16 protein-coding genes are annotated in these 18,082 nt (G+C 46.3%); all 16 read left to right on the top strand.

Annotated elements, in window-relative coordinates:
* Positions 1 to 2: 2 nt before the first annotated feature.
* The 16 genes from MKX71_RS19570 (at position 3) to MKX71_RS19495 (ending at position 18,019) form a co-directional block, all read left to right on the top strand.
* The gene (locus MKX71_RS19570) at positions 3 to 1,427 is read left to right on the top strand and encodes a CDP-glycerol glycerophosphotransferase family protein (protein WP_326248572.1); all 1,425 of its coding nucleotides are present in this window, start codon (positions 3 to 5) and stop codon (positions 1,425 to 1,427) included.
* Positions 1,428 to 1,447: 20 nt separating this feature from the next.
* A complete protein-coding gene (locus MKX71_RS19565) occupies positions 1,448 to 2,617 on the top strand; it encodes a DegT/DnrJ/EryC1/StrS family aminotransferase (protein ID WP_339231516.1) in 1,170 nt (389 codons plus the stop codon).
* Entirely contained in the window at positions 2,618 to 3,487 is an 870-nt protein-coding gene (locus tag MKX71_RS19560) for a GNAT family N-acetyltransferase (protein ID WP_003227457.1), read from the top strand.
* A complete protein-coding gene (locus tag MKX71_RS19555; RefSeq protein WP_031601100.1) occupies positions 3,487 to 4,608 on the top strand; it encodes an N-acetylneuraminate synthase family protein in 1,122 nt (373 codons plus the stop codon). The genes MKX71_RS19560 and MKX71_RS19555 overlap by 1 nt, the downstream gene beginning before the upstream one ends.
* On the top strand, positions 4,601 to 5,323 hold the full coding sequence (locus tag MKX71_RS19550; protein WP_014481245.1) for a spore coat polysaccharide biosynthesis protein SpsF: 723 nt from the start codon (positions 4,601 to 4,603) through the stop codon (positions 5,321 to 5,323). The genes MKX71_RS19555 and MKX71_RS19550 overlap by 8 nt, the downstream gene beginning before the upstream one ends.
* A 2-nt stretch (positions 5,324 to 5,325) precedes the next feature.
* A complete protein-coding gene (locus MKX71_RS19545; protein WP_014481244.1) occupies positions 5,326 to 6,345 on the top strand; it encodes a PseG/SpsG family protein in 1,020 nt (339 codons plus the stop codon).
* A gap of 24 nt (positions 6,346 to 6,369) precedes the next feature.
* Positions 6,370 to 7,110 (top strand): sugar phosphate nucleotidyltransferase, encoded by a 741-nt coding sequence (locus MKX71_RS19540; protein ID WP_029318675.1) that lies wholly within the window; start codon positions 6,370 to 6,372, stop codon positions 7,108 to 7,110.
* The gene (rfbB, locus tag MKX71_RS19535) at positions 7,110 to 8,057 is read left to right on the top strand and encodes a dTDP-glucose 4,6-dehydratase (RefSeq protein WP_339231514.1); all 948 of its coding nucleotides are present in this window, start codon (positions 7,110 to 7,112) and stop codon (positions 8,055 to 8,057) included. Before MKX71_RS19540 ends, rfbB begins: the two co-directional genes overlap by 1 nt.
* A 13-nt stretch (positions 8,058 to 8,070) precedes the next feature.
* Positions 8,071 to 8,922 carry a dTDP-4-dehydrorhamnose reductase gene (gene rfbD / locus MKX71_RS19530; RefSeq protein ID WP_339231513.1) on the top strand — a complete coding sequence of 284 codons (852 nt, stop codon included), beginning with the start codon at positions 8,071 to 8,073 and terminating at the stop codon, positions 8,920 to 8,922.
* A complete protein-coding gene (locus MKX71_RS19525; protein ID WP_014481242.1) occupies positions 8,915 to 9,370 on the top strand; it encodes a dTDP-4-dehydrorhamnose 3,5-epimerase family protein in 456 nt (151 codons plus the stop codon). Before rfbD ends, MKX71_RS19525 begins: the two co-directional genes overlap by 8 nt.
* A 324-nt stretch (positions 9,371 to 9,694) precedes the next feature.
* Positions 9,695 to 10,159, top strand: coding sequence for a biofilm surface layer hydrophobin BslB (bslB, locus tag MKX71_RS19520; protein ID WP_003227472.1), 465 nt, complete (start codon positions 9,695 to 9,697; stop codon positions 10,157 to 10,159).
* Between the two features lie 176 nt (positions 10,160 to 10,335).
* Complete coding sequence (gene rocG / locus MKX71_RS19515) at positions 10,336 to 11,610, top strand: glutamate dehydrogenase (protein ID WP_015250966.1); 1,275 nt, start codon at positions 10,336 to 10,338, stop codon at positions 11,608 to 11,610.
* 226 nt (positions 11,611 to 11,836) lie between these two features.
* Positions 11,837 to 13,384, top strand: coding sequence for an L-glutamate gamma-semialdehyde dehydrogenase (gene pruA, locus MKX71_RS19510; RefSeq protein ID WP_014478322.1), 1,548 nt, complete (start codon positions 11,837 to 11,839; stop codon positions 13,382 to 13,384).
* Positions 13,385 to 13,457: 73 nt separating this feature from the next.
* Positions 13,458 to 15,158: a M20/M25/M40 family metallo-hydrolase gene (locus tag MKX71_RS19505; RefSeq protein ID WP_213379739.1), complete on the top strand. Its 1,701-nt coding sequence runs from the start codon at positions 13,458 to 13,460 to the stop codon at positions 15,156 to 15,158.
* Positions 15,158 to 16,570, top strand: a complete 1,413-nt coding sequence (locus MKX71_RS19500; protein ID WP_015250969.1) for an amino acid permease — start codon at positions 15,158 to 15,160, stop codon at positions 16,568 to 16,570. Before MKX71_RS19505 ends, MKX71_RS19500 begins: the two co-directional genes overlap by 1 nt.
* A 210-nt stretch (positions 16,571 to 16,780) precedes the next feature.
* Positions 16,781 to 18,019 (top strand): MFS transporter, encoded by a 1,239-nt coding sequence (locus tag MKX71_RS19495; protein ID WP_339231512.1) that lies wholly within the window; start codon positions 16,781 to 16,783, stop codon positions 18,017 to 18,019.
* Positions 18,020 to 18,082 lie beyond the last annotated feature (63 nt).

Below are 18,082 nucleotides of genomic sequence, written 5' to 3'. Positions count from 1 at the left end.
GCTTGTCGGCCTATTTAAGCAATTATTGGGTGCTGTACCGGAAGTACGTGGAGCTTTTTGACAAACTTCGCTACAAAGGGATTCCGCTTGGGCTTATCAGTAATTTTTATCAATACATCAGCCCTGAGCTGAGGGTGATGATGGAAGAAGAACCGGAATTATTCGGATCGGTGGATCAGCATATCGATGAGGGACAGATTCAGCCGTTTTTTGAAGAAAGAATCCAAAACATCGTTAAAACAAATGACAAACCTGTTAAAGGGAAAGTCATTTTGCACTTTGATTACCTGCGTTTTTCAAACGGAAATTACTATCAATTTGATCCTGAAAAAACGGCTGTTTTGGCCAGATGGAGTTTGCCGCATTATTGTGATCTGCCTGTAATTAGCAAGCGGGAGATAGCGGATTCATGCCAAAAAGGCGATTCGAAGCAGTATCTCGAAACAGCCTGTTCGCTTCTCGCCCCTTATGATGATCACCCGGCATTTGGTGATCAAGCGTTTCGCGACCGGCTTTTCAAAGATATTCCTTTATTTATAGAGGCCATTGATACAGTTGATGCGCTGTTTGAACAGGAAAAGATTTCAGCTGTTATTGTCGGAACGGCAGAAGACATTTACAGCAGGGTGCTCGCTCTCATGTGTCAAAGAAAAGGGGCCGTCAGCATTTGTCTTCAGCATGGCGCATTGATGGGAGATGAAGCCTTCATTCCTGTTTTTACAACCTATCAAGCTGTTTTTGGTGCGTATGAAGCAGAGTGGTTCATACGAAAAGGCTGTAAACCCGAGCAGATTCTCGTAACGGGACATCCCCGGTTCGATCAGATTTTTAACAGAACGCCTATGGATATGTCCATATTCTATCGAAAACTTGCTTTTCAGCCGACTAAAAAAATTGTGCTCATTGCCACTCAGCCCTTTTCAGAAGACTTTTATTCCGGTGTGCTGCAGGGGCTTTCTGATCAGAAGCAGCTGCAAATCATTATCAAACCCCACCCGTGGGAAATCGGAAAAAACAAGCTTGATCTGTATCACGAGGCGGCGAAAAAACATCAAGCATGCAGAGTCATCAAAAAGGAGCTGGAGCTTTATGATTTGCTGCCGTATGTTGATGCCGCAGTGACGCAAACCTCGACAGTCGGTCTTGAAGCCATGCTGTTTCAAAAGCCTGTGCTGATCGGAAAATCGTCCGGAAATCGCTCGTATCCGTATTATGAGTCTCTTGGCGATTTTATGTTTGACCAGCCGGATGAACTGGCGCACACCTTGGTTGAGGTTCTTCGAAGTCCCGACGTGCATCAAAAAGCAGAAGAGGCGCGCCTGGCATTCATAGCGGCTAATTATCCGGTGGCAGAATCAACAAATGCTTTATTTGCGGAACTGAAAGCCAAAACAGGGGTTGATTACAGGCGGGAAGATACTGAATAAAATGATAGGAGCGCAAAGAAATGGTGCAAAAGAGAAATCATTTTCTCCCTTACTCATTGCCGTTAATCGGTAAGGAAGAAATTCAGGAGGTTACAGAAACGCTTGAATCGGGATGGCTCTCTAAAGGCCCGAAGGTTCAGCAGTTTGAAAAAGAGTTTGCCGCGTTTGTCGGGGCGAAGCACGCCGTGGCGGTAAATTCATGTACCGCAGCTTTATTTTTGGCTTTGAAAGCAAAAGGGATCGGGCCCGGGGACGAGGTCATTACCACTCCGCTTACGTTCAGCTCGACCGCCAATACGATTATTCATACGGGAGCGACGCCTGTGTTTGCGGATATTGACGAAAACACGCTCAATATTGACCCGGTAAAGCTTGAGGCGGCCGTCACACCGCAAACGAAAGCAGTTGTGCCCGTCCACTTTGGCGGGCAGTCCTGCGATATGGATGCAATATTGGCTATTGCCCAAAATCATGGTTTATTCGTGCTGGAGGATGCGGCACATGCGGTATATACGACTTATAAGCAAAGAATGATCGGTTCTATCGGGGATGCAACGGCATTCAGCTTTTACGCCACCAAAAACCTCGCGACAGGGGAAGGCGGCATGCTGACGACTGATGATGAGGAGCTTGCCGATAAGATCCGGGTGCTAAGCCTTCACGGCATGAGTAAAGCCGCATGGAACCGTTATTCTTCAAATGGCAGCTGGTACTATGAAGTCGAATCGCCCGGCTATAAGATGAATATGTTTGATTTGCAGGCGGCCCTCGGACTTCATCAGCTGAAACGGCTGGATGATATGCAGAAACGGAGAGAAGAGATTGCCGGCCGCTATCAAACCGCTTTTCAGCAGATTCCTGGGCTGATCACGCCGTTTGTCCATGATGACGGCAGGCACGCCTGGCATCTATATGTTCTGCAAGTTGATGAAAAAAAGGCCGGAGTTACGCGCAGCGAAATGATTACTGCTTTAAAGGATGAATACAATATCGGCACTAGCGTTCATTTTATTCCAGTACACATTCATCCGTATTATCAAAAGCAATTTGGATATAAGGAAGCGGACTTTCCAAATGCCATGAATTACTATAAACGAACCCTTTCTCTCCCGCTCTATCCATCAATGTCTGACGACGATGTAGATGATGTCATTGAAGCTGTGCGGGATATCGTAAAAGGGGCTGATTAAGTGTATACGGTAAAAGAAAATGTCTCCAAAGAGGCGATTGAGGAATTTCTCCAAAGCAGAAAGCTTACACTGGATGTTCCGTATCAATTTTCCCTCGGCCTTTTTGAAAACAGCAGGCTCCAAGGCGTATTGCTTTACGAAGATTCTTTGTGGGAAAGCAAGGTGCTTCAGAAGAAAGTCATGAACGTCAAACTTCTTGCGGCAAATAGTACCGGGCAGCTAAAGAGGCTGTTTGAAGCTTTTTATACTGTACGCCAAATGGATGAAACGGATTTTATCTTTGTCCGCGTTCCGGCTGAAGATATCGGAGCCGCGCATGTGATACAGCAGCAGCCATCCTCTTACTTTGTCGGGAGTTTGCTGAAGCTGGCGATGCCTCCGTCTTTTTATGACAAAACACCGCCATTTTTTGAACTGGGCCCGCCTGAGCCCGGGGACACAGAAGCGATATGTGAGCTGGCCCGAGACTCGTTTACAAAAAGCAGATATTTTCAGGATCCTCATCTCAGCCGCGATGCAGCAAACAAAATATTTCAGGAGTGGACACGAAACAATCTGAATGGAAGGGCGGCGGTCAATATTGTCGCTAAACACAATGGCGAGGTCATCGGCTATCTTCAGGGCTTATCAAGAGATGATGAATGCATTCTCGATTTGATGGCTGTAAAGCCGGGATTTGAAGGAAAACGTATTGCATTTCATTTATTGGCGAATCTCATAGAACAACCGGAGACCCAGAAGCATAGAACGGTAACAGCGGGGACGCAGCTTCACAATGTAAGGGCGATCCGCCTTTATGAACGAATGGGCTTCACCGCTGAACAATCGTATTACTATTATCATATTTGGCCGGGCAAGGAGGCGAAATAATGGCAGCGTTTCAGATCGCGAATAAAACTGTAGGCAAAGACGCTCCTGTTTTTATTATTGCTGAGGCGGGGATTAATCATGACGGGAAGCTTGATCAGGCTTTTGCGCTGATAGACGCCGCGGCGGAAGCGGGAGCGGATGCCGTGAAATTTCAAATGTTCCAAGCTGATAGGATGTACCAGAAAGATCCTGGTTTGTACAAGACGGCAGCGGGCAAGGACGTCTCTATTTTTTCTTTGGTTCAATCTATGGAAATGCCTGCTGAGTGGATTTTACCGCTATTGGATTACTGCCGCGAAAAGCAGGTGATCTTTTTAAGTACGGTATGTGACGAGGGGTCAGCTGATCTGCTTCAGTCTACCTCGCCGAGCGCTTTTAAAATCGCATCCTATGAAATTAACCATCTCCCGCTGCTCAAATATGTCGCCCGGCTGAACAGGCCGATGATTTTCTCGACAGCCGGAGCTGAAATCTCTGATGTTCACGAAGCTTGGCGCACCATCAGGGCAGAGGGAAACAATCAAATTGCCATAATGCATTGTGTGGCGAAATACCCAGCACCGCCGGAGTACAGCAACCTCAGCGTCATTCCGATGCTTGCCGCCGCTTTTCCTGAGGCAGTAATCGGCTTCTCCGATCATAGCGAGCATCCGACAGAAGCGCCATGTGCCGCGGTTCGGCTCGGAGCAAAACTGATAGAAAAGCATTTTACGATCGATAAAGATCTGCCGGGTGCCGACCACTCGTTTGCATTAAATCCGGATGAATTGAAAGAAATGGTCGATGGCATCAGGAAAACGGAAGCTGAGCTGAAACAGGGGATCACAAAGCCGGTCTCTGAAAAACTGCTTGGCAGTTCATACAAAACAACAACCTCCATCGAAGGAGAAATCAGAAATTTTGCATACAGAGGCATTTTTACAACAGCTCCGATTCAAAAAGGTGAAGCCTTTAGTGAAGACAATATCGCAGTGCTTCGGCCCGGACAAAAGCCGCAGGGGCTGCACCCGAGATTTTTTGAACTGCTGACCAGCGGTGTTCGGGCTGTAAGAGACATTCCAGCCGACACAGGCATTGTCTGGGATGACATTTTACTGAAGGACAGCCCGTTTCATGAATGATATTCTCTTTATCATTCAAGCAAGAATGGGTTCAACAAGGCTTCCGGGAAAAGTGCTTCGGCCGCTCGGATCGAATCGTTTACTTGATATTCTCGTTCACCGTGTCCGGCAAAGCGCGTTTTACCAAAAGGATCGGGATAATCTTGTCATCGCCACGTCTGACAAAGAAACTGACGACATATTAGAGGCGCACTGTATCAAACAAGGCTTTCGTGTTTTCCGCGGGAGCGAAGAACGTGTCCTCGATAGGTTTGTGAAGGTCATAGAAGCTGTTAAACCGTCAGTCATCATCCGGTTAACGGGTGATAATCCGTTTGTCGATCCGGAGCTGCTCGATGTAATGATTAAGGCGCATTTTGATCAAGGATCGGATTATACGTATATCCTGAATGCCCCATTAGGGATTTGCGGCGAAGTGGTCAACGCCAACCTGTTAATTGACATCAGCCGTATTCAGAATATGGAGGATCAATATCAGGAGCATGTCACGTTATATATAAGGAATCATCCAGCTCTTTATCGTGTTCAGTTTTTAGAGGCGCCGGAACGATTTCGCGCCCCTCAATATCGGCTGACCATTGATACAAAGGAAGACTATGAATCGATAAAGGCCCTCTATCAAAAAGCAGGCGAGCGCCCCGATGTATCCGCCTCAGAGCTTATCACCCTTCTGAACCGGAACCCCGATGCGGCAACCGAACGAGAGGCTGACTAGCCATGCGTGTTGGGATCTTCGCAGACGGCGGCTATGAAAAGGGAATGGGCCATGTTGTCCGGATGAAGAGACTTGCGGAGGGGCTCAAACAGCGATGCTTGATTACGTTTTATACGAATCAGGAGTCTGAAGCGTTTCTTCATGAAGAGCATTGGCGTGTCATCGTAAAGCCGGAGCTGCAGCAGCACGAATTTATTCTCCGGGAAATAAAAAGCAAGAAGCTTGATTTGCTTTTGTTTGATATTCTAGGCGCGCCTGCAGAGCTGTTAAAGAAAATAAAGACGGAGACAGATGCGAAAATTGTTCTTTTTGAAGAGAAAAACGGTAAATCAATTCAATATAGTGACGCAGTCATTAACGGAATTTACGGTGACATCAGAAGCAGGGTGTACGTTCAGGGAAACACACGCATTTATGAAGGTCCGGACTATCTTATTCTTCACCCCGCCTTTCAGGCCGCAAGAGAGGATTACACACTTAAGAAAGACTGCCGCAATATCCTTGTTGCATTAGGAGGAAGTGATCCGAAGCAGCTTATTTTTAAAGTGCTGGCTGCCGCTGATCAAGTCCCCGACATAAAAGACAAAAACATGATGTTTGTAATGGGGAGCGCTTCACCGCATCAAGAGGCAGTCCGAAGGCGGATCGAAAAGAAGCCGCAGTACAAGATGATCGAACAGACAAATGATATGGCAGGTTTGATGAAACAAGCGGACGCAGCCATTGTCGCCGGCGGCATCTCTCTATATGAAGCCATTTGCATCGGCGTGCCGTGCCTTGTTCTTTCTCAGGTTGAGCATCAAACGGCAACAGCAAAAACATTTGCTGGCCAAGGCGCCGCTCTTGATCTTGGTTTGGGTGAGCTTGTACCGGATGAAACACTCATCTATCAGATGTCACGCATTATGAGCAGCTATCCTCTTCGCCTTTCTTTGCACAAGGGAGGAAGGCCGCTCGTGGATGGCAAAGGCATTATACGGGTAACAGCTATTCTTCAAGATTTATATGAACAAGAGATATAAAAATGCATGTAAGGAAGTGTTAATGTGAAAGGTGTTATTTTAGCCGGAGGAAACGGCTCACGCCTTATGCCCTTAACGAAAGCCGTCAACAAGCATTTGCTTCCTGTAGGTCCGTATCCGATGATATACTGGTCGATTATGAAGCTGGAGGAAGCCGGAATAAAAGACATTTTACTCATCAGCCAAAAGGAGCATATGCCGCAATTTTACAAACTGCTTGGGAACGGGGAAGAGCTTGGCGTTACTATCACTTATCAAGTACAGCCGGCAGCAACGGGCATTTCGGATGGGCTGTCTTATGCAAAGCGCTTTACGAAAAAAGAGTCTTTCATTTTATTATTAGGTGATAATATATTTGAAGATTCATTAAAGCCTTATACAGAACGCTTTGAACAGCAGGGGAAAGGAGCAAAAGTGCTTCTGAAAGAAGTTGATGACCCGGAACGTTTCGGGATTGCTGAGATTGATGAGAAAAACAAGCGGATTCGTTCCATCATCGAAAAGCCCGAACAGCCACCGACCAACCTTTGTGTTACCGGCATTTATATGTATGATGCAGAGGTGTTTTCGTATATTGAACAAATATCACCATCAAAGCGCGGCGAGCTGGAAATCACCGATGTGAATAATCTATACATCGAAAACAGCCAGCTTACGTATGATGTGTTATCAGGCTGGTGGGTAGATGCCGGAACTCACGAATCGCTTTATCTCGCTTCCCAGCTTGTACACCAGGCTTTACGGAAAGGACAGGACGAAAAGTGATGGCAAAATCATATTTAATTACAGGCGGTGCCGGCTTCATCGGGCTCACGTTTACAAAGCTCATGCTGAGGGAAACGGATGCGCGCATTACCGTTTTAGATAAACTGACGTACGCCAGCCACCCGGAGGAAATGGAAAAATTACAGCAAAACAGCCGTTTTCGCTTTGTAAAAGGGGACATCAGCGTTCAGGAGGATATCGAACGGGCGTTTGACGAGACCTACGACGGCGTCATTCACTTCGCAGCAGAATCGCATGTGGACAGAAGCATTTCCCAAGCGGAGCCGTTTATCACCACAAATGTCATGGGGACTTACCGATTGGCGGAAGCGGTCTTGAAAGGAAAAGCCAAGAAGCTGATTCATATTTCAACAGATGAGGTGTACGGGGATTTAAAAGCGGATGATCCCGCGTTTACAGAAACGACGCCGCTTTCTCCTAATAACCCATACTCAGCCAGCAAAGCAAGCTCAGATTTGCTCGTGTTGTCTTATGTGAAAACCCACAAGCTTCCGGCCATCATTACACGATGCAGCAACAATTACGGACCTTATCAGCACAGCGAAAAAATGATTCCGACGATTATCCGTCATGCGAAGCAGGGCCTGCCTGTTCCGCTGTATGGCGATGGACTCCAGATCCGAGACTGGCTGTTTGCGGAGGATCATTGCCGCGCAATCAAACTGATTTTAGAAAAAGGAACCGACGGCGAGGTGTATAACATCGGCGGCGGAAATGAACGCACGAATAAAGAGCTGGCGAGTGTCATTTTGAAGCATCTGGGCTGTGAGGAATTGTTCGCCCACGTGGAAGACCGAAAAGGGCATGACCGGCGCTATGCGATCAATGCATCTAAGCTGAAAAATGAACTGGGCTGGCGGCAGGAAGTGACGTTTGAAGAAGGCATTGCGCGTACGATTCAGTGGTATACAGACAATGACCGATGAGAAGGTGATCTGATTGACAAAGGTATTGGTGACTGGGGCGGGAGGACAGCTTGGCTTGGAACTATGCCGCCAGCTGAAGCAAGCCGGATATGAGGTCATTGCGTTAACAAAGAAGATGATGAACATTGCTGACCAGCGCTCAGTACGGCATTCGTTTGGCCATTATCAGCCGGATATCGTGGTCAATAGCGCCGCGTTTACGTCGGTTGATCAATGCGAGAAAGAGCTTGATAAAGCGTACTTGGTTAACGGAATCGGCGCTTATTATACAGCGCTTGAGTCAACCCGCATCGGTGCTCAATATGTTCATATCAGCACGGACTATGTATTCAATGGGAAAGGAACCCAGCCATATAGGGAAGACGATCCCCTCGATCCGAAAACCATTTATGGCAAAAGCAAAAGGCTTGGAGAAGAACTGATACGATTAACGACAAAAGACAGCACGATCATCAGAACATCGTGGGTGTACGGACATGGCGGCAATAATTTCGTTGAAACCATGCTGAAGCTTGCTGAAACGAAACAAGAGCTTCGGGTTGTCAGCGATCAAATTGGTTCGCCGACTTATACGAAGGATTTAGCAGAAGCGGTCATCAAGCTGTTCAGCCATCCGCCGGGCATCTATCATGTCAGCAATTCAGGCATATGCAGCTGGTATGAGTTTGCGACGGCAATTATGGAAGAAAGCGGGCTGGAAACAGCCATTTTGCCTGTAACGACAGAGGAATACGGGAACAAAACGCCCCGCCCGGCATACTCCGTGCTGAGCCATCGGGCTATTGAAAAAGCCGGCATCCGCCCCCGCCACTGGCGGGAAGCGTTACGAGAGTATTTGCAGGAAAGGAGCAGTGCGTGTGATTGATGGAGTCAAGGTGAAAAAATTGATGAAGCATAGCGATGACAGAGGCTTTTTTGCTGAGCTGGTCCGGGACGATGAGAATCTCCTTGAGCATTTTGGGCAGGCCTCTTGGTCGAAAAGCTATCCGGGTGTGATTAAGGCATTTCATTATCATGAGAAGCAGGATGATCTCTGGTTCTTCCCAACCGGCCACGCTCAGGTTGTCCTATACGATCTTCGAGAGGATTCAAAGACAAAAGGAGAAACGGACGTCTATTATATGGGCGAAGACAACCCGATGCTGTTATTAATCCCAAAAGGGGTGGCTCACGGATATAGAGTGCTGGGAGAGACGCCGCTGACAATTATCTATTTTACCACCATGTCGTATAACCCGGATCAGCCTGATGAAAAAAGAATTCCGTGGAATGATGAGACGATCGGTTTTAACTGGAACACTGAATTCAGATAAAAATAGGAACGTGATCAATCGAAGAGCAGAGGCATCTTCGACTTTTTTTTGCCCTTTTTTAAAATAGGATAAAAGATAGAAAATGTCAGGCGGATGTTACTAGAAAAAGAGAGAGAAATCGTCCATTTGAACCTTGTATAAACAGGAAGGAATTCTCATTGAATTCCAAGTGTTAATATTCCTTAAAAAACATTTACTTCCATGGAAAATGATGATAGATTAATTTTTAAGAAAAAGAACTGGTAATTCGCGAATTATGAAAAAGCGCTTTTTCTGCAGAGGACGCTCTGGCCAAATTTCAACAATCAATTAGGGGGAAATGTCATGCTAAAAAGAACTTCATTCGTATCTTCATTATTCATCAGTTCAGCTGTTTTACTATCAATCTTACTTCCTTCGGGCCAAGCTCATGCACAGTCTGCATCAATCGAGGCAAAAACAATTAACAGCACGAAAGAGTGGACCACTTCTGATATTGAAGTGACATATAAACCAAATGCGGTGCTTTCTCTCGGAGCGGTAGAATTTCAATTTCCTGACGGGTTTCATGCTACGACAAGAGATTCAGTGAATGGAAGAACACTGAAAGAAACACAGATTTTAAACGATGGAAAAACAGTCAGACTCCCGCTTACGCTTGATTTGTTAGGCGCATCCGAATTTGACCTTGTCATGGTGCGTAAAACTCTTCCTCGCGCAGGCACTTACACGATTAAAGGCGATGTAGTAAACGGTTTGGGAATCGGCAGTTTTTATGCTGAAACGCAGCTGGTGATTGATCCCCGTTAATCGATAGATTTGTAGTCAGAGACTGAGATGTTTTCAGTCTCTTTTTTTGTGGATTCAAAAGCTGGTACGGATCTTGCATGATGATAAGGGTGAATCCAATGAAGAAAGGAATTGGCGGGCTGATTTTTTAAAGCGCTTACATTACAGCCGGCCAAAAAAACAATGAGGTGAAAAAGATGTCAGCAAAGCAAGTCTCGAAAGATGAAGAAAAAGAAGCTCTTAACTTATTTCTGTCTACCCAAACAATCATTAAGGAAGCCCTTCGGAAGCTGGGTTATCCGGGAGATATGTATGAACTCATGAAAGAGCCGCAGAGAATGCTCACTGTCCGCATTCCGGTCAAAATGGACAATGGGAGCGTCAAAGTGTTCACAGGCTACCGGTCACAGCACAATGATGCTGTCGGTCCGACAAAGGGGGGCGTTCGCTTCCATCCAGAAGTTAATGAAGAGGAAGTAAAGGCATTATCCATTTGGATGACGCTCAAATGCGGGATTGCCAATCTTCCTTACGGCGGCGGGAAGGGCGGTATTATTTGTGATCCGCGGACAATGTCATTTGGAGAACTGGAAAGGCTGAGCAGGGGGTATGTCCGTGCCATCAGCCAGATCGTCGGTCCGACAAAGGATATTCCAGCTCCCGATGTGTACACCAATTCGCAGATTATGGCGTGGATGATGGATGAGTACAGCCGGCTGCGGGAATTCGATTCTCCGGGCTTTATTACAGGTAAACCGCTTGTTTTGGGAGGATCGCAAGGACGGGAAACAGCGACGGCACAGGGCGTCACGATTTGTATTGAAGAGGCGGTGAAGAAAAAAGGGATCAAGCTGCAAAACGCGCGCATCATCATACAGGGCTTTGGAAACGCGGGTAGCTTCCTGGCTAAATTCATGCACGATGCGGGCGCGAAGGTGATCGGGATTTCTGATGCCAATGGCGGGCTCTACAACCCAGACGGCCTTGATATCCCTTATTTGCTCGATAAACGGGACAGCTTCGGTATGGTCACCAATTTATTTACTGACGTCATCACAAATGAGGAGCTGCTTGAAAAGGATTGCGATATTTTAGTGCCTGCCGCGATCTCCAATCAAATCACAGCCAAAAACGCACATAACATTCAGGCGTCAATCGTCGTTGAAGCGGCGAACGGACCGACAACCATTGATGCCACTAAGATCCTGAATGAAAGAGGCGTGCTGCTTGTGCCGGATATCCTGGCGAGTGCCGGCGGCGTCACGGTTTCTTATTTTGAATGGGTGCAAAACAACCAAGGATATTATTGGTCAGAAGAAGAGGTTGCAGAAAAACTGAGAAACGTCATGGTCAGCTCGTTCGAAACAATTTATCAGACAGCGGCAACACATAAAGTGGATATGCGTTTGGCGGCTTACATGACGGGCATCAGAAAATCGGCAGAAGCATCGCGTTTCCGCGGATGGGTGTAATTTGAGAAGCCTCCGCAAAATCATTTTGCATTTGTTTTTTGCGTAAAGAGCAAAAATCGCAAAATAAATTTGCGTTCAAGATCGGAAAAAGAGAAAGGTGATCACCTGTTAGACAAATTTCTGTTCGCTTCAACAAGTTTTTTCAGCAAAAGACAAGAAAATGGCATGATTCTTGCATTTTTATTCATATGCGAAGATATATTTCATAACACGAGGGGGACTACATATGACAGTCACATACGCGCACGAACCATTTACCGATTTTACGGAAGCAAAGAATAAAACTGCATTTGGGGAGTCATTGGCCTTTGTAAACACTCAGCTCGGCAAGCATTATCCGCTTGTCATAAATGGAGAAAAAATTGAAACGGACCGCAAAATCATTTCTATTAACCCGGCAAATAAAGAAGAGATCATTGGGTACGCGTCTACAGCGGATCAAGAGCTTGCTGAAAAAGCGATGCAAGCCGCATTGCAGGCATTTGATTCCTGGAAAAAACAAAGACCGGAGCACCGCGCGAATATTCTCTTTAAGGCAGCGGCTATTTTGCGCAGAAGAAAGCATGAATTTTCAAGCTATCTTGTGAAGGAAGCGGGAAAACCGTGGAAGGAAGCGGATGCGGACACGGCTGAAGCGATAGACTTTTTAGAGTTCTACGCGCGCCAAATGTTAAAGCTCAAGGAAGGGGCTCCGGTGAAGAGCCGTGCTGGCGAGTTCAATCAATATCATTACGAAGCGCTTGGCGTCGGCATCGTCATTTCTCCATTTAACTTCCCGCTTGCGATTATGGCGGGAACAGCGGCGGCAGCGATTGTGACAGGAAATACGATTCTCTTAAAACCGGCTGACGCAGCCCCGGTAGTGGCAGCAAAATTTGTCGAGGTCATGGAGGAAGCGGGTCTGCCAAACGGCGTTCTGAATTACATTCCGGGAGATGGAGCGGAGATCGGTGATTTCTTAGTTGAGCATCCGAAAACACGGTTTGTCTCATTTACAGGTTCCCGTGCAGTCGGCTGCCGGATTTATGAGCGAGCCGCCAAAGTGCAGCCGGGCCAAAAATGGCTCAAACGGGTAATTGCAGAAATGGGCGGAAAAGACACAGTGCTTGTCGACAAGGACGCTGATCTTGACCTTGCTGCATCCTCTATCGTGTACTCAGCATTTGGATATTCAGGACAAAAGTGTTCTGCTGGCTCCCGCGCGGTCATTCATCAGGATGTTTATGATGAAGTGGTGGAAAAAGCTGTGGCGCTGACCAAAACGCTGACTGTCGGCAATCCAGAAGATCCTGATACGTATATGGGTCCCGTGATTCATGAAGCATCCTACAACAAAGTGATGAAATACATTGAAATCGGCAAATCTGAAGGCAAGCTATTGGCCGGCGGAGAAGGCGATGATTCAAAAGGCTACTTTATTCAGCCGACGATCTTTGCAGATGTTGATGAAAACGCCCGCTTGATGCAGGAAGAAATTTTCGGCCCGGTTGTTGCAATTTGCAAAGCGCGTGATTTCGATCATATGCTGGAGATTGCCAATAACACGGAATACGGATTAACAGGTGCGCTTCTGACGAAAAACCGTGCGCACATTGAACGGGCACGCGAGGATTTCCACGTCGGAAACCTATATTTTAACAGAGGATGTACCGGAGCAATTGTCGGCTATCAGCCGTTCGGCGGTTTTAATATGTCAGGAACAGACTCAAAAGCAGGCGGTCCCGATTACTTAATTCTTCATATGCAAGCCAAAACAACGTCCGAAGCTTTTTGATTTGAGAGAAATAAAATCGTGCGATTCTTTAGCGGATCGCACGATTTCAACTTTTTGATCAGGAGGACAATTTATGCAGTATACAAAAATCAGTCACATGAATCCGGCTGAAAGAGTGGAGGCGCTGACAGCATCTCTGGTCAGCCTCAGCAGCGTGAACGGCACCGTTGGAGAAGGGACAAAAGCAGATTTCATCAAAGAAGTGATCACGAGCTATCCTTATTTTCAGGAAAACCCCAGTCATGTGTGGGAACAGGCCATTCCCAATGACCCATACAATCGCAAAAATATTTTTGCGTTTATTAAAGGACATGGAGAAAGCCGTAATACAGTCATTTACCATGCCCATCTGGATACAGTTGGAATCGAAGATTTCGGCCCTTTAAAGGATATCGCTTTTGATTGTGAGAAATTGGCCGAGTATTTCAGCCGCTATGAGTTCGATCAGGATGTTCAGCGGGATGCCAAATCAGGCGAGTGGATGTTCGGAAGAGGATCTGTCGATATGCAAAGCGGCATCGCCGTGCATTTAGCCAATCTCCTGCATTTTTCGGAGAACCTTGAGACGTTGCCGGGAAATGTATTGTTTATGGCCAATCCCGATGAGGAGAGCCAGCATTCGGGCATTCTCGCCAGCATTTCAGAGCTGAACCGGTTAAAAAAAGAAAAACAGCTTCACTATTTGGCTGCTATTAATACGGATTTTATTACCCCGCTTTACGATGGTGATCAGACAAGATATATCTATACCGGAGCCGCGGGAAAACTGCTGCCTTGCTTTTACATCCACGGGCGGGAAGTCCATGTTGGCGATACACTGGCAGGGATTGACCCGAATTTCATTTCATCTGAAATCACAAGCCGTCTCCACAATAACATCCATCTGGCAGAAAAGGTTGAAGGGGAGTTGGTTCTGCCCCCATCCTGTTTGTATCAGCGTGATAACAAGGAATCCTATAATGTGCAAACGGCTGTCAGCACCAGCTTGTATTTCAATTGTTTTATTTATGAAAGAACAGCAAAAGAAATGATGGATTTGCTTATTGAAGTCACTGAGGAAGCATGCCAGGAGACAGAACAAAAATTATCAGATTATTATGAAGAATATGTAAAAAGAGCCAACCTGCCAAAGAAACATTTATCATGGGGCATTCAAGTGTATAGCCTGGAGCAATACTTAGAAAAGCTGAGAAACCGGGGGATAGATCCCGAGCAGTGTATCGAGCAGACATTCAAAGCCAACGAGCACCTTGAACTTCGCATGAGATGCTTTCAGGCAATCGAAGAGCTTCAAAAGCTTGACCCCGATCAAGGCGCAAAAGTCATTCTATTTTACGCACCTCCTTACCTGCCGCATAACTATTTGAAAGAAGATAGCGCAAGAGATCAGCTTTTGCAGCATGTGATTAAAGAAGCGGCTGACAAAACCGCTGAATCGACAGGCGAAACATTTGTCTTCAAAAAGTTTTTCCCCTACTTGGCAGACGGCAGTTTTTTATCACTGCACGAAACCGATGGCGAAATTGATTCTTTTATCAGGAACTTCCCTGGGTGGAATATGATTGGGACCATTCCGTTCAAAGACATACGCAAGCTGAATATTCCATCCATTAATATGGGCGTGTACGGAAAAGACGGCCATAAATGGACAGAACGAGTCTATAAACCGTACACATTTCATGTATTGCCTCTCCTCATACAGCAAACCACCGTTCATCTTTTGCAGAGCTACCGGATGACCATCACGGCAAAAGAACCAAAGGGGGAAGGATGATGCAGAATCATAAAAATGAATTGCAGCGCAGCATGAAAAGCAGGCATTTGTTTATGATTGCTTTGGGAGGGGTGATTGGCACTGGGCTGTTTCTAGGCTCTGGCTTTACCATTAGCCAGGCGGGACCGCTCGGCGCCATTGCCGCTTATATCATCGGCGGATTTTTAATGTATCTCGTCATGCTTTGTTTAGGAGAATTGGCTGTTGCCATGCCGGTGGCCGGATCGTTTCAGGCCTACGCCACTAAATTTCTGGGACCGTCGACAGGCTTTATGATTGGCTGGCTGTATTGGTTCAGCTGGGCGAATACAGTGGGGTTAGAGCTGACGTCAGCAGGCATTTTGATGCAAAGGTGGCTGCCCTCCGTTCCGATCTGGATATGGTGCCTCGTGTTCGGCATCGTCATCTTTTTGATTAATGCGCTCTCTGTCAGAAGCTTTGCAGAAATGGAATTTTGGTTTTCAAGCATCAAAGTGGCGGCGATCATATTATTTATTGTGATTGGCGGAGCCGCTGTGTTTGGCTTGATTGACTTTAAAGGCGGACAGGAGACACCCTTTTTGTCTAACTTTATGACTGATAGAGGACTTTTCCCTAATGGGGTGCTGGCCGTTATGTTTACGCTGGTCATGGTGAACTTCTCGTTCCAGGGAACGGAGCTTGTCGGCATTGCGGCAGGGGAAAGTGAAAGCCCGGAAAAAACACTGCCAAAGTCCATTCGAAATGTCATTTGGCGCACGCTGTTTTTCTTTGTGCTCGCTATGTTCGTCTTGGTTGCCATCCTTCCGTACAAAACGGCGGGGGTGATTGAAAGCCCATTTGTAGCGGTACTCGATCAAATCGGCATCCCATTTTCGGCAGATATCATGAACTTTGTCATCTTAACAGCCATTTTATCTGTTGCTAATTCGGGGTTGTATGCGGCGTCGCGTATGATGTGGTCACTTTCATCAAATCAAATGGGTCCATCCTTTCTCACCAGACTGACAAAAAAAGGCGTGCCGATGAATGCCCTGCTGATTACGCTAGGCATTTCAGGCTGTTCGCTGCTGACAAGTGTCATGGCCGCAGAAACAGTGTATTTATGGTGTATCTCAATCTCGGGCATGGTCACAGTTGTCGCATGGATGTCCATTTGTGCGTCGCAATTTTTCTTTCGCAGACGTTTCCTGGCAGAAGGCGGAAATGTGAATGATCTGGAGTTCAGAACGCCGCTTTATCCGCTAGTCCCGATTCTCGGATTTTGTTTATATGGCTGCGTGTTGATCAGCCTTATTTTCATTCCGGATCAAAGAATTGGCTTATACTGCGGTGTGCCGATCATTATTTTCTGTTATGCATACTATCATCTAAGCATCAAAAAGCGTATAAATCATGAACCGATTGAAAAAAAGCAGACAGAGGCGCAATAGAAAAAGCTCTCCGGGAGGCCGGAGAGCTTTTTTTTACGTGTTACATCCTCATGTATTTTTAGAATGAAATATAGAAATATATAATGGGATTTAAATGAAAATAATAAAACTTATAAATATTTCGTTCGAATTGTAAATAGAGAAAAAACAATGCTAAACTATAATACAACTTTATGATAAGAAGATTATGGAAGAGGTGTTTGAGAAAGAATGAACAGCAATCAAAACAATGACATCAAAACAAAACATCATTTTCCGTTATTGTTGGCACTGGCTTTAACGATGGGGGTATTTGCAGCCGGATCTGAAGAGCTTGTGATCTCACCGCTGCTGCCGGATTTAGCAAAAGCCTTCAGCTCAGATGTCAGTGTCCTTGCATTATCTATCAGTATTTACGGCATTATGATTTTTATGGGTGCGCCGCTTTTGGTTCCATTAGGCGATAAATACTCCAGAGAACTGAGCTTATTGGCCGGGCTTATGATTTTTATCATAGGAACGGTGATATGCGCTTTGGCTCAAAATATTTTTTTCTTCTTTTTAGGCCGGGCGCTTTCGGGATTGGCTGCGGGAGCGTTTGTTCCGACCGCTTACGCAGTTGTCGGTGATCGTGTTCCTTATACATACCGGGGCAAGGTGATGGGACTGATCGTTTCAAGCTGGTCGCTGGCGCTGATTTTCGGAGTGCCGCTCGGATCATTTATCGGCGGCGTCCTGCATTGGAGATGGACGTTTTGGATTTTCGCCTTGATGGGCGTTTTAGTTGTCCTGCTGATTCTCCTTGAAATGCGCCGCCATGCCCAACATAAAAACAGCGGCAAGGAAGAAATAGAAGAGCCGGCAGGAACATTCCGGGATGCGCTGAAAGTCCCTCGTGTACCTGTTTATATCATGATAACCTTTTGTAATATGATTGGTTTTTACGGTATGTATTCCTTTCTAGGCACCTATCTTCAGGACGTTTTTGCCGGAGGAAACACGGCTGCGGGCTTATTTATCATGATTTACGGAATCGGGTTTTCCATGAGTGTGATTACAGGAAAGATAGCCGACCGCATCGGAAAAATGCGCTCCCTTTTGATTGCGCTGGGGGTCATCAGTGTTCTGCTGGCGTGTTTACCATATGCGCCGGAGTCAATGTTTCTGTTAATCGCCAGCCTATTTATTTGGGGATTAATGCAAAGTTTGACGGTGACGCTGCTCAGCACCATTTTGAGTGACTGCTCAGAGCGTCATCGCGGAAAAGTCATGGTGTTTTACAGCCTCGCCTCGAATCTGGCCGTGACATTAGGTTCTGCTTTAATGGGACCCGTATATGTGGCATACGGCTATGCAGCTGTCGGATTGATTTGCGCCGCCATCACAGTCCTCGGATTTGTGCTCAGTGTATTCGCATATAAAAAGTACGGCAAACTTGAGCAGAAGGCCGATCAGTCCTTATCTCAATAAACAAAGTTTCTAAATTCCTATAATTAAAAACCCTTTTTAAAGGGTTTTTTTGTTTGTATGGGA

Origin of the sequence: Bacillus sp. FSL M8-0071 (assembly GCF_037975455.1) — a bacterium.
Taxonomy (GTDB): Bacteria; Bacillota; Bacilli; order Bacillales; family Bacillaceae; genus Bacillus; species Bacillus subtilis.
Note: the sequence above shows the minus strand (reverse complement) of the source record. Positions and strands in the feature narration are given on the sequence as shown.